The 18,728-nt window shown below is 45.0% G+C and carries 17 protein-coding genes; 1 reads left to right on the top strand and 16 read right to left on the bottom strand.

The window, feature by feature from the left end:
• The first annotated feature begins 69 nt into the window (after window positions 1-69).
• Window positions 70-447 (top strand): hypothetical protein, encoded by a 378-nt coding sequence (locus ACQEXS_RS13285; protein ID WP_427014145.1) that lies wholly within the window; start codon window positions 70-72, stop codon window positions 445-447.
• Window positions 448-500: 53 nt separating this feature from the next.
• On the opposite strand, the gene ACQEXS_RS13280 is transcribed toward ACQEXS_RS13285, so the two are convergent.
• From ACQEXS_RS13280 to ACQEXS_RS13205, 16 genes are all read right to left on the bottom strand, one after another.
• A complete protein-coding gene (locus ACQEXS_RS13280; protein ID WP_427014144.1) occupies window positions 501-2,183 on the bottom strand; it encodes a mechanosensitive ion channel family protein in 1,683 nt (560 codons plus the stop codon).
• 203 nt (window positions 2,184-2,386) lie between these two features.
• Window positions 2,387-4,585, bottom strand: a complete 2,199-nt coding sequence (locus tag ACQEXS_RS13275) for a YjbH domain-containing protein (protein WP_427014143.1) — start codon at window positions 4,583-4,585, stop codon at window positions 2,387-2,389.
• On the bottom strand, window positions 4,582-5,352 hold the full coding sequence (locus ACQEXS_RS13270) for a capsule biosynthesis GfcC family protein (RefSeq protein ID WP_427014142.1): 771 nt from the start codon (window positions 5,350-5,352) through the stop codon (window positions 4,582-4,584). The genes ACQEXS_RS13275 and ACQEXS_RS13270 overlap by 4 nt, the downstream gene beginning before the upstream one ends.
• Entirely contained in the window at window positions 5,349-6,035 is a 687-nt protein-coding gene (locus tag ACQEXS_RS13265; protein WP_427014141.1) for a YjbF family lipoprotein, read from the bottom strand. Before ACQEXS_RS13265 ends, ACQEXS_RS13270 begins: the two co-directional genes overlap by 4 nt.
• A 61-nt stretch (window positions 6,036-6,096) precedes the next feature.
• Window positions 6,097-6,330 (bottom strand): hypothetical protein, encoded by a 234-nt coding sequence (locus ACQEXS_RS13260; protein WP_427014140.1) that lies wholly within the window; start codon window positions 6,328-6,330, stop codon window positions 6,097-6,099.
• An 86-nt stretch (window positions 6,331-6,416) separates the two neighbouring features.
• The gene (kdsA, locus tag ACQEXS_RS13255; RefSeq protein ID WP_427014139.1) at window positions 6,417-7,268 is read right to left on the bottom strand and encodes a 3-deoxy-8-phosphooctulonate synthase; all 852 of its coding nucleotides are present in this window, start codon (window positions 7,266-7,268) and stop codon (window positions 6,417-6,419) included.
• Window positions 7,269-7,276: 8 nt separating this feature from the next.
• Entirely contained in the window at window positions 7,277-8,041 is a 765-nt protein-coding gene (kdsB, locus tag ACQEXS_RS13250) for a 3-deoxy-manno-octulosonate cytidylyltransferase (RefSeq protein ID WP_427014138.1), read from the bottom strand.
• Between the two features lie 40 nt (window positions 8,042-8,081).
• Window positions 8,082-8,807 (bottom strand): HAD family hydrolase, encoded by a 726-nt coding sequence (locus tag ACQEXS_RS13245; RefSeq protein ID WP_427014137.1) that lies wholly within the window; start codon window positions 8,805-8,807, stop codon window positions 8,082-8,084.
• Window positions 8,808-8,828: 21 nt separating this feature from the next.
• Window positions 8,829-10,733 (bottom strand): capsular polysaccharide biosynthesis protein, encoded by a 1,905-nt coding sequence (locus ACQEXS_RS13240; RefSeq protein ID WP_427014136.1) that lies wholly within the window; start codon window positions 10,731-10,733, stop codon window positions 8,829-8,831.
• A gap of 49 nt (window positions 10,734-10,782) precedes the next feature.
• The gene (locus tag ACQEXS_RS13235) at window positions 10,783-13,086 is read right to left on the bottom strand and encodes a glycosyltransferase (protein ID WP_427014135.1); all 2,304 of its coding nucleotides are present in this window, start codon (window positions 13,084-13,086) and stop codon (window positions 10,783-10,785) included.
• Complete coding sequence (locus ACQEXS_RS13230; protein WP_427014134.1) at window positions 13,086-13,829, bottom strand: hypothetical protein; 744 nt, start codon at window positions 13,827-13,829, stop codon at window positions 13,086-13,088. Before ACQEXS_RS13230 ends, ACQEXS_RS13235 begins: the two co-directional genes overlap by 1 nt.
• A gap of 31 nt (window positions 13,830-13,860) precedes the next feature.
• The gene (locus tag ACQEXS_RS13225; RefSeq protein ID WP_427011024.1) at window positions 13,861-15,006 is read right to left on the bottom strand and encodes a capsule biosynthesis protein; all 1,146 of its coding nucleotides are present in this window, start codon (window positions 15,004-15,006) and stop codon (window positions 13,861-13,863) included.
• On the bottom strand, window positions 15,003-15,656 hold the full coding sequence (locus tag ACQEXS_RS13220) for an ABC transporter ATP-binding protein (protein WP_427011025.1): 654 nt from the start codon (window positions 15,654-15,656) through the stop codon (window positions 15,003-15,005). Before ACQEXS_RS13220 ends, ACQEXS_RS13225 begins: the two co-directional genes overlap by 4 nt.
• A complete protein-coding gene (locus tag ACQEXS_RS13215) occupies window positions 15,653-16,435 on the bottom strand; it encodes an ABC transporter permease (protein WP_427011026.1) in 783 nt (260 codons plus the stop codon). The genes ACQEXS_RS13220 and ACQEXS_RS13215 overlap by 4 nt, the downstream gene beginning before the upstream one ends.
• The gene (locus ACQEXS_RS13210) at window positions 16,435-17,424 is read right to left on the bottom strand and encodes a KpsF/GutQ family sugar-phosphate isomerase (protein WP_427011027.1); all 990 of its coding nucleotides are present in this window, start codon (window positions 17,422-17,424) and stop codon (window positions 16,435-16,437) included. Before ACQEXS_RS13210 ends, ACQEXS_RS13215 begins: the two co-directional genes overlap by 1 nt.
• Window positions 17,421-18,728, bottom strand: a complete 1,308-nt coding sequence (locus tag ACQEXS_RS13205) for a phosphoribosylamine--glycine ligase (RefSeq protein WP_427014133.1) — start codon at window positions 18,726-18,728, stop codon at window positions 17,421-17,423. Before ACQEXS_RS13205 ends, ACQEXS_RS13210 begins: the two co-directional genes overlap by 4 nt.

Genomic DNA, 18,728 nt, shown 5'->3' with positions numbered 1-18,728 from the left:
TTAGCTTAGTAATTGGCTTATTCGTTGATAGTTTACATAATGAAACTAACAACGAGCAGTAAATTAACAATGAAACTAAAATTATTACTCGCCCTTACCGCAGTGGCATTATCTGGTTGTCAAACAACTAGTGTTCATGAGTTACAAACAAACGCCTCTCCCCAAGTGATACGAGACGCACAGGAAATGCTCAATCCATACAAGCATCTAAATGTGACAGATAATGGTGTGATTGAATATGAAGAAGCAGTACCAAGCGGGTATGAATGGTCTCATGTACACATCAAAGAAATCAGTTATCGTTTAGCTTGTGAAGATTTAGCTGATTTTCTTAAACAAGGAATGATAGTTCGTATGAGCTTTAAAGGTCGTGGCGGTATGATCAACGATTATGATCAAACTCGTTGCGAGAATGAAGAAAGCCCAACTAAGCTCTATAAATCATAATACGAGTAGTCAGTATAAAAAGGCCAGCAAATGCTGGCCTTCGTTTATAGTCATTAAGCTTCGTTTTTCTCAATCATATGCAGATGCACATCTTGTTGAGGGAATGGAATAGAAATGCCTTCACGGTCAAAGCGCAGTTTCACTTCTTTAGTCACATCCCAGTAGACGTCCCAGTAATCATCAGTCTTTACCCAAGGGCGAACAATAAAGTCCACCGACGACGTATTTAATGTATGGACTTTGATCATTGGTTCTGGTGAACGTAAAACCGCTGGGTGCGTCGTCACAATGTCGTGCAGCACATTTTCTGCTTTCAATAGGTCATCACCGTAACCAATACCAAATACCATATCGACACGACGAATGCGTTCATGAGTAACGTTCTTAATCACATCACCCCAAATTTTGCTGTTTGGCACAATAATGATTTGGTTATCAAACGTGCGAATTGTGGTGTTTACAAGACTCATATGGCTTACCTTGCCATCAACGCCACCTGCGTAAACAAAATCACCCACATCAAACGGACGATAGATCAGTAGCATCATACCCGCAGCAAAGTTAGATAAGGTATCTTGCAATGCAAAACCGACAATCACACCAGCAATACCGAAACCAGTTAAGATAGGCGCAAGGTTCAGGCCGATTTGCGACAGACCAATCAAGATCCCCAGACACATCACCATCTTGCCAGACATCGAGATGAAGAAATCTTGCATCAGCACAGAAAACTTCAGGTTTTTCGAGGTAACCGTTTTTTTAACCACACTGCGTACTACATTAGCCAACGCACGAGCAACAAGTAAAATGGCAATAAAGATAAACAATTTGAAAACATGTTGCGGTGCATTGTCAGTAAACCATGCGATCGCTTTATCAGACCAGTCTGTAAGAATCGCAAAAATAACATGCGTATTCAGTAAGTCACTAGTGACACTACCTGTAACCTCAAAGATTAAGCGTTTGTATTCCGCTGTCGTCAGCCCCATGTCGTCAGCCGTTGACAATAAATCACCTAAGCTTTCTGTGGCAATATCAAGGCGCTTTTTCAGGATCAATTGGTTTAACTGCAAACCTGGCTTTTCTGACTCTGGAGCACTCAATATTTGAGTCGTGAGTAGTTCTTGTTGCTGACCAAAATACTCAATCGACGCCGAGAGTAATCGCAAACGTTTCGTCATACGATCTCGAAAAATTTCTTCCGTTTTCTTACTCTCTTTACCCAGATCGTTTAACCATTCTATATCTTGCCACATTGAGGTGTAAGCAAGCCCTAGGTAATGCTGCAACTCTTGAAATTTGTTGAGGATAACCAGCTTTTCTTCCGTTTTTGCATCATCGAGTTCAGTACTCAGTTTCTCCAACTTTCGCTCAATGTATACACGAGCATGTTCACTGTATTTCTGTTGCAAACGTACCTGCTCAACCAGCAACGTATTCGTTACCCCATCAGCACCAACCGCTTTTGCGATCTCTTCCCTTAGCTCTTCATTCTTTTGAAATAGCTGCAGCTGAATAGCATCTTTATCAACACCTTTTGCCGCGTTAAGGCTTTCCACCAGTTCACGTAGATCTTGGTTTACCTGTTCAATTCGTTGTTCGGCTGTCAACGGAATTTCAGGCTCCTCTTGTTTTTCCGCCCACGACGGCAAAGAAAACAAACAGATAAAAGTCAATAAGACGGGCAAGAACATAGCTCGCCCAGAAAAAAAGTGGCGACCAACCAACGCGTTCATAAAACCTCACAAGGGACATTATCGGAAACTAGGCTTGAATCTCTTTTCAGGCAACCTGATAGAGGCTTCAAGATATGGCGGCACATTCTACAACATGCAAAGTCATAGAAATAAGAAGCTGAGGTCAATAATTCAGCGAAAGGACAATTTATTAATGTTAAGGATAAAAGAAAGGCCTGCAATTGCAGACCTTTCTTTTCCGTTTAATCAGTAGAATTTTCTCTAGTAAACCAAGGCGATCGAGCATCTGTCATCCCGTACAAGCTGTAACGACGATTGAGCATCTGACCACCATCACGTTGCAATGGCAACCAAGACACACCAACTCGATTGGTGCTCGGTTTTACAGTCAATAAATCAATAGGAATCGAGATGTAGAAGCCTTTCGAGTAACTTCCTTCACCAAACTCTTCTGCTGACAGATCCGTCTTAGTCACAAAGGCACCGGCAATCACGCCACTATCAAATTGTTTAGAAAAGTCGATAGTCACACCCACATCTTCGGTCAAATAACGCCCTGCACTGACTTTTAACAAGGTATTATCTAGCATCGACCAGAATTGAGGCTGCCAATACATCGTCGCATGACCAGTCACGGCTCCGGTTTGAACCCGATAATCACGTTCGGTCTGTGGATCGTAATGCAGTTCTTGTTGATACAAGCCCAATATGGAGTCAGGATCGCGCTGTTTCACATAATTCACATCCAGCCCGAGCGCCCAGTTTGATGCCAATGGGCGATAAAGCAATTCAGTCCCCGCCCCGGCAAACATAGTTTCCAAGTACCCGGCATACGCTTGGGTATACCAACCCGAAGCCAACGCATCAAAGTACGTCAGCTGCAAATGGTCGATACGTACGGGATCTTCGTAATACTGACGATTCAAGGTACGAACGCGTTTGAGATCAGTACCATCAGGTGGCACCGTATAATTAAACTTGTCGTAGTTGTCGGTGATATTCGCATAGAGACTTCCCGAAGCCAGCCAATGGCGTCCTAGACGGTAACTAGCATTAGCACTAACACCGATGGCATAGAGATAGAAGTCTTCCGCACCACCAAAAGACTGCTGCAATACCGGAGCCACCCCGAAATCCCATGCGCTGCGGCTCTCTACACGCTTCTCTCCAGTCGGTGGTAAAGGGTCATGCTCACTACGCGCATCCTCGATTGACGCGCCGGGGTATTGATGTTGGGCCACTTTAGCAAATGCGGCTGAGTCAATTTGAGTTTCCGTTAACGCTTGGAATTGCGCTGTCTCGACAATCCGATACTGGCTGGCTTTCAATCCACTATTCGCAAGAAGAGTCACCGCACGTTTTTCTGCTTCTTTTCGGTCACGATATTTGGTTTGTTCTCCTTCGATATAAACCACACCATCACGATAATAAACGGCATTTTCTTCATAACCTGCGATCTGATTAAGATCTTGGCTCAGCTTGCGCCACTCTTCATCACTCAGATCCGTTCTCAAGGTTTTCGGTTTATAGGCTGGAGCTGGCGTATCCACCCATGTAGGTGCCATTTCGCCGATGTTGGTGCCCAACGTGAGTCCTGCGGTAAAGGTATTACCGCGCTCATAACTCAGGCGCAGATCGGCCCAATCGGCCAGTGCATATACAACACCGACGTTCCAAGGCGTTGATACTGGCATACTCACTTTGCCTTTCAGTACCGGTCTGTCACTTAAATAATCATTGGCATCGTATTCGAGTTTAAGGCGCAGCGGCTCAAACGGCGTTTGATACTCTACCCCACCAAATACGGAGCTACACCCTGTAAACATACGGCCGACTTCAATCACGCCACCATCATATGAACTATCTCGACCACAGTCATACGAGTTCGACTTATCTCCGGATAAGTTGCCACGGTTGGCTAAATATCCCCAGCCTATACCAAGGCTGAAATCTAATGGCCCGTACCGTTTGCTGGCAACGAGGTATTCGCCGTCAAATAAGCCAGTGCCACCGATATCGCGAAAACCGAGCGAGACTTGTGGTAACCAGTAGCTTTCTTGCCATAACCTTACCTTGGCATCGATGGATTTATCGGTGTATTTGGTATCGCCACTGAAGTCTTCATTGTTGTTGTACAACACATCTTGAACCTGCGTATAACGAATGGTGGTTTCCAGCCAAGGAAATAACTGCAAGGCGGCAGTGTAGTGAAGATATTCGTCAGTATAACTGGCGCTAAAATCGAGTTGGCCTTCTTCCATCATCCGCGCCGATGGCATTTGCATTAACCCAACGCCACCGAAATCAGATTGAGAATGCTTGAGCTGTGGCTGACTAAATTCATCTGCATGCGAAACGAAAGAGCTTAGTAAACTGCTAGCGATCAGCACGGCCAAGCAGTGACGCTTTGGTCGTGACGGGTTATGTCGTAGTGTATTCATAGAGGAAGTCGATTTCTCAAAAGTTCAACAATGGCAAGGGTGAGATCTTGGTTTAACGTCGGATTTGACGACTTAACTGCACGAGTTTTGATTGGCACATAAATCATGGCCCCTGGCGCGACTTCTTTAAATTGCTGATTCCAATAAGCAATGGCATGTTGCTCTGCATGGCCATCCGGCTGAATAACCCAGACATAGGAATGAGCATGACGTAGATTGTCTTCACCAATATACGCCAATGCACTATGGCGCTCTTGCCATGTCACAGGACCTGCATGTGCTACATCCCCAAGGATGGTGACTGTTGACGGCTGTCGGTTGAGCTGCAAACGGAGCTCGCCAGCAAGTACTGGGTTATCCTTTAGATATAAGCGCGTGGTATCGGGATCCAATGGTGTGAAAATCCGTTGAGCAAACTGATACGTTTTCAGACTGACCAATAGCTGCTGCCATGTTGCCTGATCAGCATCATTTGATTGGCGTTGTTGTTCAATCATGGCAAAAACGTGTTGCGGCAAGTCATAGGGTGCTTGCACGTCAAACAGCGCCGAATTGTGCCAGTCAATTTGAGCCATGTTTAGCTGTAAATGCTGTAGTGCAGCTTGCACCAATAGATCCGCGCGAGGTGCTTGTGAGAAAGTCAGCGTGGTTTGATGTTGCTGCTCAAATTTTGCAGTAAGTGTATTCACAACTTCAGCATGAGCGAACAAGGAAGCGCTGCCCAGCAAACCCAGCAAGCAACCGTGCTTTATCCATTTACGTTTCATGACTGACTCCCATAAGGCTTTGCGACACTCAGCGCTATCGGGGTGATACCCGGAGCAGGTGTTTGCACCGAGGCCACAACTTTGCCGTTGCTGGCATCTAACCAGTATTGGTTTTGCCAGTGCTGGTCAATTGCAGCAATACGAACTTCTTCCGTGACGTACAATAAAGCGCGTTCACCATTCGGTAGCACCTTATTTTGAATGCCATGCACATTGAACTGCGATTGAACTTGGTAGCCAAAATGGTACCCAGGTTGCCAGCTTAACGTATACGTCCACGCTTTCGGCGTGCTCGCCAAGTGCAACCCCAGCTTAAGTGGATCAGGAGACGTCGCCTGAACAGAGATCAAGTTGCTGTTTGGCAAGTTAACGGTTTTTGTAATTCGCCCCGCTTGAGTAACCAACATCTCTTCACTGGCCGAAAGCCACTTCAATGCCTGAGCCTGTTCTGGAAGCCCTGGCTCCGCCCACGCTAATACCAATAGCGCCAACGGACTTTCATCACCTTGGCGTGCGTAGATACTGGCATACGGCGATTGGTTCACCATCTCAGTGGTAATGGAATGATCCCCAACGCCAAACATGGCCAGCTCAAAAGAATCTGACAGATCACGCATGTTTTGCGTGCAGCCACTAAGAAGTACACTTGTTGCCACAAGTGTCGGATAGATAAAACGCATCATTGAAACTTAAATCCGCTGAAAATGAGCAAGGCAACCTGAGAGGTTGCCTTGATTTGAAAGGTTACTTAGCGGTCGTTACCGTTGTTGTCGTGCTTGAGTCTGAGTTACTCGCAACCACGACAACACCAGCTGCAGCCAATGCACCGATACCCACTGCTGTGTTAGATACCGTGCCGACAGCTGCCGTTGCAGCCGCTTTGTCACCTGCAGCAGCACCAAGGTGCTCACCGTCTGATGCTAAAGCCGCACCGCTAAACAACATAGTCGCAACAAGCGCGAGTGCTGTTTTTTTCATATTTACCTCCAATAGCAAATATAGCTGTTTCTATCTGTATCGATGCTTAAAAAGCATCGATACCCCCCGAAACCAGATATCTCACTCTATTGAATTTCGATTGGATCAAAACCCTTAATGAGATCATCTAGTTTTTTCACCTGAGATAAAAACATCTCAAGTTTCTCTAATGGAAACGCAGATGGACCATCACATTTTGCTTGTGTCGGTTCTGGATGCGCCTCCATGAAGAGTCCTGCGATGCCAGTCGCCATGCCTGACATTGCTAGTTCTACAGTCTGCTCACGACGACCACCCGAAGCCGCCCCCATTGCATCTCGACATTGCAGTGAATGGGTTACATCAAAGATGATTGGACTGCCTTGTGACGCTTTCTTCATCACCCCAAAACCAAGCATGTCCACCACTAAGTTGTCGTAACCGTGTACTGCGCCACGCTCACACAAGATCACTTGGTCGTTACCGCACTCAGCAAACTTCTCAACGATATTGCCAACCTGACTTGGGCTCATAAACTGAGGCTTCTTCACATTGATCACAGCACCTGTTTTGGCCATTGCTTCGACCAAATCAGTCTGGCGCGCGAGAAAAGCAGGTAACTGGATCACATCAACCACTTCTGCAACTGGCTTAGCCTGCGCTTCAGTGTGCACATCGGTAATGATGCTCACACCAAATGTCTGTTTTAGCTCTTGGAAGATCTTCATCCCTTCCTCAAGACCCGGGCCACGATAGGAATGCACTGAAGAACGGTTTGCCTTATCAAAAGACGCCTTAAACACATAAGGAATGCCCAGTTTGTCTGTGACCGTGACATAGTGTTCACAGATACGCATTGCCAAATCGCGTGACTCTAAAACGTTCATACCGCCAAACAACGTAAAGGGCTTATCGTTAGCGACATCAATCTCGCCAACACGAACAATTTTCTGTTTCATGGAATACCTTAGTGATTATGTTGAGATAAGTAGTGGCGAACACGCTCAAGATCATCCAGCGTATCAATGCCATGTTGAGGAGCCTGACAAGCCACATCAACCACAATGTCGATGCCGTGAGCCAATGGTCTTAACTGCTCAAGTTTTTCTGCGGCCTCTAGTGGATGCTCTGGTAACTGAGTAATGGTTTGCAGCGTACTCACGCGGTACGCATACAGGCCAAGGTGGCGATAAAACTCCCCTTGTGGCAGCTCAGTCATCGTGGCTTGGTATTCATCACGAGGGAATGGGATCGGCGCTCGACTAAAGTACACAGCACGTTTGTCCGCACCTGCAGCCACTTTTACCACGTTAGGGTTGAACCAATCTTCAACCGCGTGGATTGGCTGCATTAGTGTCGCCATACCAGCCTTAGGATGCTGCTCAAGTAACTGTGCTACCTGACTGAGCAACGCCGTTGGCATCAGAGGTTCATCCCCCTGCAAATTGACCACGATGTCTTGCTCGGCAAAACCCAACGTTTGCGCCGCTTCGGCTAAGCGATCGGTTCCCGAGTTGTGTGTATCAGAGGTCATTACCGCTTTTGCCCCTAGGGTTTCAACCAATTCAAAAATGGCTTGATGATCGGTAGCAACAAAGACGGAGTCTGTTATTTTAAGGGCCAGTTTCACCACATGGGCGATCACGGGTTCACCAGCGAGATCCAACATCAATTTGCCCGGCAGGCGGCTTGAGTTGAATCTGGCTGGGATAACGATATGAGTTTTTGACATACAGCTTCCATTAAAGAGGCTGAATGTCATTAAGAGAAGTTTATTTCTCTGCCCATTCAGCCAAGATTTGAGGTAATTCGGTAAGGTGATTCACGATGAAATCAGGGGCGTTTTCTGCCGTAGGTGTCACGTCAGGTTGACGTACCCAGACACTGGTAATCCCCATTTGGTTAGCCCCCACAATATCGCTACTGAGTGAGTCACCAACGTGAATCGCCTGCATGGCTTCACAGCCTGCAAGGGCGAGCGCTTTATTAAAAATACTTGCCGCTGGTTTTTCTTCGGGTTCTTCACCACCCACGATGATGTGGTCGACCCATTGCTCCATCGCTACAGCTGCCAACTTCGGGTGCTGTGAAAAGACCGGACCGTTGGTGATCACCACTAAGGTGTAGTGTTGGCGCAGTTCAGCCAGCAACGTTTTCACACCCGGATAGAAATCAAATGCCGCCATGCGTGCTTGGTCAAAGTAGTGCTGCACCTGTTGCGCTTGCGCTAACTCAACCACAATATCTTGCTCTGCCAGCAAGGTTTGAATTAGGCGACAACGAAACGCATGCTCATCGGGCAACAATGCAACCAACTCTGGGAACTCTGCATTGAGGTTTTTATACACACCTTGAAGATAACGCTCGGTAAATAACGCAACATCAAGACTTGGGTATTGCTCACCTAGCCACTGCTGCAACTTATCTCTGGCGACCACATCCGCTTGAGATGTCGCACACAAGGTTTCATCCATATCGAGGAAAATGGCTTTTTTCACACTGGGTATCCTTTTTGATGTTCATCTGCCAAGCAGATTACGCTTTACCCAGCGTTTTGTCCTCTTCAATGCCAATAATAATTGCAGTTTTTTGTCGCTAATTTGCTGACCACCATTTTTAAGCAAAGCCAAACGGCTCACCGCTTGTTCCACTGTACATGGCTGACGCGTCAACGGGTCAACATAGGTCGGGTAAGCAATTAACGCTTCATACACTAAACTTTCAAGGCTTAAACGATTGGTGCGACGTGGGCAATTCACTGTGTCATGTGTTAACCCCCAACCGGCATAAAATGGCAGACCATAAGTCACCACTTTTTTGCCGCGTAGTAACGCCTCAAAACCCGCCAATGAAGTCATGGTGTGCACTTCATCAACACAATATAGCAAGGAGGACATACTGGTCTGCTGCACAACACAATCAGCATATTGAAGAAATTCGCCTTGCCACTGACCATCGTCGCGTTGACCCGCCAATACATCAGGATGAGGTTTATAAACGATGTACGCATCCGGATGATTCAAACGCACTCGTTTTAACAGCTCAGCATTGCTTTTGACTTCTGGAGAACCAAACTCAATGGAAGCATCCCCTTCAACCTGACCAGGCACTAAAATAATAGTGGCGTTATCGGGCAGAGAAAGTGTGGTGTCGTCACCCACGTTATATTTGGTGAGGTGAGCAGCATTAAGCTTTTGAATCAGTCGTCGAGCACGTTGCAGCTGCCACGATGAATGTGATGCACCATTTAGAGCCAGCTCTAAATCACTGGGCTTGGTGGCATCAAAATAGATACCGCTGCCATCACGCACTAAAGAGATTGGGCGCTGGAAGTGCACACCAAGCCCAACAGAGCGCAAAAAACCGTCTTCAACACAAATGGTGCCTTCAGCTAACCCTTTTCGCCCCCAAGCCAGTGGAGTCGCATTTGTTCTGCGCCGCAAGTCAAAATGCCAAACTTTTAGAAAGTCCTTTAGCCAACACCGCTTCCACATGGTAATGCCTTGGTATTGCACCGCGATCTTAGGCCGAGACAAACGACGGCTTTCATCGATACAATAATTCATCACATTTTCAAGCTCACAGCGCTCGCCTAAGATAGGATCCACATAGCGGGCATAGCCAATGTAAGCGGCATGGAAAACTTGTCTTAGATTACGAGGCTGATTGCGTCGTTCACAATCCAAGTGATCGTGTGTCAGCCCCCAACCCGCATAAAATGGCAACCCAAAGCAGTGGACAGTACAACCTGCCAACAGGGCTTCAAACCCCATCAGGCTAGACACGGTGTAAACATGTTCAGCACTGTCTAAAAAGGCCCACGGATTGACGCTCTGGCTATACAACTTCAGCCGTGGATGTTCAAACGGCAACGGATAGAGAAAGCCTCGCTTTTTCCCAGCCACAACATCAGGATGCACTTTGACCCAAATCGCCTCTTCAGGATGAGCATCTAAGGCTTGCTTAAGCATCTCCACGAAACTGGTTTTGTCTGCCAAAGCACCGGAAACCGACGCATCGCCTAGGGTTTGATCAAGCACCACCACTTTAGGCAACGCTTTGGTCAGCTTTGGCTCGCAGGTTAACTGGTTATATTTTGACAGTCGATACTGGCGAAACGCATCAATACAACGCTGGCTACGCGCAAGTTGCTCGTTTGACAGTGCCTCGCTGGCGGCAATCAACTGCTCCAGTTTCGAAGGCTGGTGAGCATCGTAATAAATACCCACCTCATCCACGACTAAGCTAAGCGGCGGTACACCGGAAACACCCAGTCCAACAGAGCGAAGAAAACCATCTTCAAGTGCAATATAAGGCAGTTGATGTTTTGCTGCATAATTACGCGCTCTGCGGGCAGTGGGCTTGAATCCCCAACCAAGCACTTGTGTATTGTCAGAATCGTCTTCGGCAATAAATAAAGGCAAGTTGGGGATTTTTTTTATCCCTGATGAAAAAACAACAAAATTCGTTGAATTAAGAAGCACGTTTTACAAAGATCCGACGAATATTCACCGGAACTTTTTTGCGCCAGTGCTCTGGAATGGTCTTCACAAGATCATTGATCACCGTCTTCTTCGGCTGCGCTGGATTCTGCGTCGCACCAACCGTCGTCGCTGGTTGAGCAACAACAGCAACCGAAGTTGGCTTACTCTTCTGATCTTCTCGACGTTTTTTCTCTAAATCAATGATCTCCGAGAAATCCTGTCTGTCCATATCAAAGAAAGCGCGGATACCGCGGTGAGCAAGAACCTGCTCTTTATCCATCGTTCTAATTTCATCTAAGTTGATTTGAATTGATTTAAGCGCACTGACCAACTTTGATTTTTTCTCTTGTGAGCAGTAAAGCTTGTCACTGAGTAAGTCGCGTAACTCACTGTGGTCAAACTTTTCTGCGATCCCTTTGTTATCCAGAATGCTGTCACCACAGTAATAGATATTGCAATCATACTCTAACGCTTGTAACAACACGGTACTGTTAATGGCAATAACGCTCTTTGCCTTTTCAAGCAAGTCAGTGATGTTGTCTGTCACAACAGTCACATTTTTATATTCTTCAATATCAAAACCAAGTGGTGCTTTATCTAATGGATGAAGCTTGAGCAATACTCGCTCATTTTCATCAATTTGTCCTAACACATATTTGATGAACGAATCGCGACTCTTAAAGCGATTAGAGTTCACGATCAAGTTAGTATCGTTCTCTAATTGGGTCGCAACCAAGTGGTATTTACCACGCAGTTTTTTCGCTCTCTGGTTCACACTCTCTACTTCAGCTTCTTTCACCAGCTCACTAAAACTTAATTTGGCTAGCTGAGACTGCCCATTCACACCATCTTGATCGAAGTAAACATGGTTGTATTGAGGGAACCAACCCAATTCACTGTATATCACCGGAATACCAAGATTTTTGATCCGTTCCATGACCGACTTGTATACAGGGTGAGCACCGTTATGGAACAAAATAACGTTAGGCTTGTAACTTAAGATCTGAGTGATCAAACGCTCTGGGTTTTTAACCCAATCAAACACACAGTAGTATTTTTGGTTAAATTTCGGCTCTTGTTTTTTAAACACAGAATGGAAACCAACTGGTCGGCGAGAAACATAACGGTATTCGCAACCGAGCGCATCCACGATAGGCGCCCATAATTCTTCAACATGTTCATTGGAATAAGCAATCCCCATCACACGTTTCGGTTTATAACGTTCATCAAGCTGAACCACATCCGTACGTCGCACCGATGACAGGTTTTCAGCAGAATGATCAATCCCTTTATAGACTGGTGTTATTGAAGGTTGTTTGAAGAAGGACAATACGGAAACAATCCCTTCTTTGAAGTCACCATTTACCCCTTCAAGAGCGTCGATGAAATCGCTTCTAACAAATTTTTCTTGGCGCGCCATTGACACGATATTGTCCACAATTTCACTGATATCACCTTTCGTTACTGGGCGAACTACACCCTTATGTGGAATTTCTGCATTACCGCCAACATTCCAACATACAACAGGTGTACCAACTGACATTGCCTCTAAAATCACCATACTGCAGTTTTCAAATCGGCTTAATTGCATCAATACTTTCGAGTCGGCGATAAGTTTGAATTTCTCATCAGAAACGATCTGCTGACGAATATCCACTTTGCATTTGTAGTTCTTGCCAAGTTTTACTCGATGCGAGTTGTTACCAAACACCAGCACATTAAAGTCTTTAGGCAGTCTTTCTACGATTTTTCGGATGTAGTCGTACCCTTTTAAGTGCTGCATTCTTCCCATAAATACTAAATCGTACTTCTTGGTATTTACCGGCTTAATTAAATCAGGTCTCAATGTGATAGGGTTTTTATAAACAAAGACACGATCCGTATCGATCTCACTTTTTAGCTCTTCCAGCAACCCGTAAGATGGTGACGAGACCAACTTGGATTTATTGATCACACGAAGTTCATTGGAATATTCCACTTGGTTAACTACCTGTGAATCATACTTTTGTGCAATCGATAGTGGGCAATGAAGTCGAATATGAACATTGTATTCTTTTGGCAATAATAAGGTTGACGCTTTTGCCTCTGGAGCCTCAATAATCACATCGTTAAAACCGTATTTGGTTGTCACATGTTCGTAGATAAACTCTCGGAATTTCTGCGGATTGAGCTTCTTGGTGTTTGAAACCACCTCGAAGTCAATATCTAGTTCAGAAAGAACATTTCCAAGAAAATGAGTGTATGAGCTAATACCGCTCGCATTACCCAAAGGATCAATAATTAAATACTTCACTACGAAACCTCGCCAAAAACAGTGGATGCAATTTGTCTATATTTTTTAGGTGTAAAGTGATGAATATCGTTGGCGATAGTCAAATCGTGGCGGTAAACGCCAATAGGGTCGATCACACAGATACCCGGAATACTCAGTACTCGCTTATACATTTCAAGCGCTCTGTTTCGTAGAAACTCATTACTATTGAGGTTCACCGGGAAGTTGATAAACACCACTTCAGAAATAGGGTTGTGCTTTTTAAAGTCTTTGATCAGTATTTCTAAGCTCTCGACATACTTATCTATGGCAAGAAATTCATTTTCAAAAACAAAATTGTCATCGAAGTACTCAAAGTACTCTTTGTTGAGGAATAACTTCTGGTTATCTATTTGATTTTTATATACTTTAAAGTAGATATCCGGAAAGTTATCAATCAATAGTAGATCTATTTTTCCACTTTCAATGGCATCCCTGTGGTTTACCAAATCTGCATTGGCTAACTTTCCTGGCAACGAGCGACCAAATTTCATGTCAATAATTTGGTTCTCCACTAAGCCAGTATCTTTGTACTGCTCCTTGTACTGGAAGTGAAATTCATATGACTTAATTGGGTCTAGAATCTGCTTTATGTAAGTGTCTACATACACATCTGTTCGAACATGTTGTGTCGATGAAACACGTTTAAAGTTGAAACGCTCGACTAAACTATCTGCCACCTTGATCGACAAGCAGCTCCCATGAGTAACAATATTTTTTTTCATATACAGCCTAATGCAATTATTCCTGTGAGAGTTACACCCAACCAACGTGTTCTTTAACAATGCCAATACCAAGCAAACCGATAGCCCAAGCGATTAAGCAAGTAAAAAATACCGTTGCAATTTTCTTCATTCGATATGGCTCCGTTGCCTCATCAGGCAATGCCGGCGCAACAAATGTGGCTAAATAACGGTGCTTGCGAGCCGCTTCCACACGTGCAGCTTCCAGTGAAGCCAGTGCGGAGGTATAGGCTTTTTCGGCAAAAGTACGCTCAACAATCAGTGGTTCGTATTCCGCAAACATCCCTGCCAATGCAGGTTGTGTGCTGCTATCACCCGAGATGTTCTTTTTCTCGTTATGAATTTGGTTGGTTAAGGCATTAACCTGACGCTGAAGGTTTTGTACTGCTGGTGCATTTCGATCCATATAGCTGCGTAGCGCATTTAACTCAGCTTGTGCCTTGGCTAACTGCGCTTCAAGTTCACCAATGAGCATCATTTTGGCGCTAGCCGTTTGCGTTGGATCGAGATCTTGTGACTCATTGCGAAAATCATTCATTGCCAAACGAGCTTTTGTTACGCGTTCTTCCGCACGTGTAACTTCTGCAAGGGCAAACTCCAAATCATCATTCCGAGCACGTTCAGATAAGTCATTCACTAAAACTTCACTGCGATGCAAAATAGCTTCAGCCAATGCTTTCGCGTCATCAGCACTAAATGCACGTGTTTTTAATGTTGAAATTGTCGTCGTTGGGTCATAAGAAATACTGACGCGCTCACGCCAGTAATCGAGTAGCTTTTGTTGCGTTTGATCATGACCTAGAGCAGAGAACCAATCCGCATTCTGGCGATTAAAAATGGCATCTAAATCGATATCTTGACTTAGCGTTCTCAAGATTTCTGCCGAAGATATGTAATCTTGAAGAATATAAGAATCTGCAGCACTCCCCCCTTGTGCGGGAATTCCAGCTAGACCACTCAGCAGATCAACTTGCTGTAACTCATTGCCTTTGACTGAAAAACGACTTTCGACCACGTATAAGCCCGATGCAATAAAGGCGTAATATAGCGAAGCGATTAAAGTAGGCAGCAAAACCATAACGATAAAAGAGCGTTGTTTGGGTTTGCGGTTTTTCCAAAATTTATTCAGGAAAATCTTATGTTGTCTTTTTAATTTCATTTCGAGAGATTCATGTAAGTTTCTATAGCTTGATCAATGTCTTCGTAAAACTTGAGTTCACCATCAGAGAGGACGGCCCCCATATCACAGTGTTCTTTCAAGGTAGGCATGCTGTGCGACACCATGATTAGATTGGATTTTTCACTGCGCTCTTTGAATGCATCACGACATTTTTCTTGAAAACGGCGGTCACCAACACCAGTAATCTCATCCACCAAGTAACACTCAAAATCAATTGCCATTGAGAGGCTGAAAGCCAAGCGAGATTTCATTCCCGAGCTGTAACTGCGAATTGGCATGTCCAGATAATCCCCAAGTTCAGAGAAATCCTTTACGAAGTCAGTTACTTGTTTAATATCACAACCGTAAATCCGACTGACAAAACGCAAGTTCTCTGCCCCAGTTAAACTGCCGTTGAAGCCACCAGAAAAACCCAGAGGCCAAGACATTTTCACTTGTCGTTTAATTGACCCAGTAGTCGGTGATTCTGAACCCGCGATCATACGTAACAAGGTGGATTTCCCTGCCCCATTCACCCCTAACAAACCGATATTCCGACCGATAGGAAAATTCATAGAACAAGGCTTAAGAATATGTTTATGGCCTTTCGGTGTTTTGTATTTCTTAGATACGTTGATTAGCTCTATCATAAATTGCGCGCTTTATGCTTCGACATCTGAATCATGGCGAGTCCAAGGGCCAACACACTAAATGCCGCAGTAACAGCAAAACCCGACCAGATATAAGTATTTTGATAACTTGAGAAAAAGCCGGCACGAATCCATTCAACATATTGAAATATTGGATTCCACTGGAGCCACTCTCGGACTTCATGAGGCAAACTTGCAGCGGTAAAGAAAATGCCAGACACAAAATAAAGAGGTCGGTTTAGTGCCGAAAACACCTTGTCCCAACTATCAAAATAAATCCGAATCGCCGAGTTAATCAGCCCAACCCCCACACCGAATAAAATCAGTAATAACAACCCTACCAACACATTGAATAGGTCATAAATTGCCATGGCTTTTCCCATCAGTTGTAATGAGATCACTAAGACAACAAAAACGACCAGCATAGTGATGCCTTCCAACAAGGCTCGACCTAACAGTACATCCATTGGTGTCACATGTGGGTATGCCATCAGCGCTTGATTCGCTCCAAGAGCACCTGAGATTCGGTTGGCTAGATTGTTATAAATCATCCACGGGATGATCCCTGTAACAAAAAATACCGATAGATCACCACCGACCGGTGACTGACGGCCAAATGCCGTAAAGATCGAAATCAAAACCAGTGCTTGAAGTACTGGCTCTAACAGCGCCCACAAGTAACCAATCTTACTCTTGCCGTATTTTCCGAGTGCTTCGCGTAAAATCAGCGCATACAACACTCGTCCCTGAACTCGCAGGGCTTGACGTACTTCACTCATCAGGTATTAAAAATACGAATTAAACCAACAACTTTGTCTTCGTCGTTCAACACCACGAGTGTCGAAATCGCGTAACGGCGCATCTTCTGCTCCGCATCAGACAACATGTCAGACTGATAACAAGATTTAGGACGGAATGTCATTACATCCTTGGCTTTAATCTCACTAAACATCGCCATGTTGGTTAAGGTACGACGCAAGTCGCCATCGGTGATGATGCCAACTAAGTGGTCATTTTCAGTGACAATCGCTACCCCTTGGCGCCCTTCATTCATGCGCAGAACGACATCAGCCATCGGTGTGTCCACATCAACCAACGGAAGGTTCTTTTTCACCATCACGTTTTCGACTTTGGTTAACAGACGACGCCCTAAAGAGCCTCCCGGGTGGAAACGGGCGAAATCATTCGGTTCAAATTTACGCACTTGCATCAGTGCCACCGCTAACGCATCTCCTAAAGCAATGGTCAGCGTGGTCGATGTGGTTGGAGCAAGGTTATTTGGGCAAGACTCTTTCGCACTCACTAAAATTAGTGATGCATCAGAATTTTGACTTAACGTCGAAGTTTCATCCCCAGTAATGGAAATGACCTTATTGCCGAACGACTTGAGAGACGGGATAAGCTTCAAAACTTCATCCGTTTCACCGCTGTTGGAAATTAAGATCAGTACATCATCACGAGTGATCATACCGAGGTCACCATGAAACGCTTCGCTTGGGTGCAAGAAGAAACTCGGTGTTCCCGTCGACGCTAACGTTGCTGAGATTTTCTTACCCACATGACCAGATTTCCCCATACCACATACAATTACATGTCCTTTACATTTAAGCATGTAACCAATCGCACGTTGGTACTGCTCTGTATCCGCTTCTTTGGCCATCTTAGCCAACGCCTGAGACTGGTGAGTAAATGTCGTCATGATGGAGTCAATCGGTGAGATATCTCCTTCCGTTTGGGTGTAATACTTCTGAATGTCTAAGGTATTCATAGCGGTAAAGCCTTATTGTCGTGCGAACTAACGTCTTGAGAGAAAACAGGTGGATGCAAGAGCACATCCAATCTTTCCTGTAACACATGTTGGTCAAAAGAAAATCCAGCGCCAGAAACTAAGTAATGGTGCTTTAAGAAGGCGAGAAAGTGTTGACGGTTCGCGGTATCGGTACTGGCAGACATCGCATTCACTTCAGCATGAAGTTGAGATAGCGTGACTTTTTTCGCCACGCCGGGGTGAGCGTAAATAGACTCTCCCAACAAAAATAAAGGGGTATCCGTTTCAATCACACTGGTTGCGGCACTGGAGTTAACGGTAATCACAAACTGCGCAGGTTTGATCAGTTGGTTCAACTTGCCATCAACCCAGTAACTCTGTTCTCCAAGCTGATAGCTAGTCTCATCTAACGGATGACGTTTGATCGCCAAACGTATACCAAGCTTGTTCATTTCAGCTTCAACGTCGGCAATCAGGCGTTGATTGTTGGCAACCTCACTGTGCACCAAAATTTGTGAATCATTTTCTAACTGCAATAGCAGTAGTGCATCACCTTGGCAGGTCTCTAGTGCCGAGTGTCTAAAATCTCTAAGCAGTTTACTGGCAAGCTTTTTGGTGTATTTACCCAATCCGTAATCATTATGTAAATAACGGGCAATGGTTTTATTAAACAGAAGACGTTCGACAGAAAAGCCAAGTAGAAACACAGAAAAGTACAACATTGATAACACGCCATCGTGTTTAGTAAACGCGCTTCCTTTAGGTTTTCTGCGTTGTATTTGAACGTCTCTCTGGGGGTGATAAAACAGGCTACCATTCGCGTTAACACCCCGATTATCAATCACAGTGGTGTACGGACGAATCAAGCCTAGCTCTGTCACCAAGTATTGAATATTGAGCTCTTTGCACAACAAGATGGCAATGGCGTGGTACCACAAGGTATCGTTGTGGATCAGCAGTAAGTTAATCCCACGTTCAACAATGAACTGCTTTAACCCAAGATAGTAACGCGCCATATAATCAAGCTCATCGTCACTCATCGCCCGCTGCAACTTCTTACCCACGTAAGCATGGTAATAACTGTGGCTCGTACGGATCGTATCGAGTAACTCTGGATCGATAGTCACATCTTGCTGGGCTAGAACCAACTTAGAGACCAACGAACATTGAAAAGTAGGTAAGTAAATCCACTTTGACATGCAAGACGTCACGGCATACTTTTCTTTCGCTAATAGCTCCGCCATGTGTTCGTGAAGTAACGAATACATCGGGTCAAGCGAGAGTACCGTGAACGTCTTGTGCAT

The sequence above is a fragment of the Vibrio sp. TRT 17S01 genome (genome assembly GCF_050113695.1).
Classification (GTDB): Bacteria; Pseudomonadota; Gammaproteobacteria; order Enterobacterales; family Vibrionaceae; genus Vibrio.
This window is presented reverse-complemented; position numbering and strand designations above follow the sequence as displayed.

Excerpts from the sequence above, each read along its gene's own strand:
- ACQEXS_RS13285 (WP_427014145.1), top strand. The coding sequence starts at position 70 with ATGAAACTAAAATTATTACTCGCCCTTACCGCAGTGGCATTATCTGGT.
- ACQEXS_RS13280 (WP_427014144.1), bottom strand. The coding sequence starts at position 2,183 with ATGAACGCGTTGGTTGGTCGCCACTTTTTTTCTGGGCGAGCTATGTTC.
- ACQEXS_RS13275 (WP_427014143.1), bottom strand. The coding sequence starts at position 4,585 with ATGAATACACTACGACATAACCCGTCACGACCAAAGCGTCACTGCTTG.
- ACQEXS_RS13270 (WP_427014142.1), bottom strand. The coding sequence starts at position 5,352 with ATGAAACGTAAATGGATAAAGCACGGTTGCTTGCTGGGTTTGCTGGGC.
- ACQEXS_RS13265 (WP_427014141.1), bottom strand. The coding sequence starts at position 6,035 with ATGATGCGTTTTATCTATCCGACACTTGTGGCAACAAGTGTACTTCTT.
- ACQEXS_RS13260 (WP_427014140.1), bottom strand. The coding sequence starts at position 6,330 with ATGAAAAAAACAGCACTCGCGCTTGTTGCGACTATGTTGTTTAGCGGT.
- kdsA (WP_427014139.1), bottom strand. The coding sequence starts at position 7,268 with ATGAAACAGAAAATTGTTCGTGTTGGCGAGATTGATGTCGCTAACGAT.
- kdsB (WP_427014138.1), bottom strand. The coding sequence starts at position 8,041 with ATGTCAAAAACTCATATCGTTATCCCAGCCAGATTCAACTCAAGCCGC.
- ACQEXS_RS13230 (WP_427014134.1), bottom strand. The coding sequence starts at position 13,829 with ATGAAAAAAAATATTGTTACTCATGGGAGCTGCTTGTCGATCAAGGTG.
- ACQEXS_RS13225 (WP_427011024.1), bottom strand. The coding sequence starts at position 15,006 with ATGAAATTAAAAAGACAACATAAGATTTTCCTGAATAAATTTTGGAAA.
- ACQEXS_RS13220 (WP_427011025.1), bottom strand. The coding sequence starts at position 15,656 with ATGATAGAGCTAATCAACGTATCTAAGAAATACAAAACACCGAAAGGC.
- ACQEXS_RS13215 (WP_427011026.1), bottom strand. The coding sequence starts at position 16,435 with ATGAGTGAAGTACGTCAAGCCCTGCGAGTTCAGGGACGAGTGTTGTAT.
- ACQEXS_RS13210 (WP_427011027.1), bottom strand. The coding sequence starts at position 17,424 with ATGAATACCTTAGACATTCAGAAGTATTACACCCAAACGGAAGGAGAT.
- ACQEXS_RS13205 (WP_427014133.1), bottom strand. The coding sequence starts at position 18,728 with ATGCACAAGACGTTCACGGTACTCTCGCTTGACCCGATGTATTCGTTA.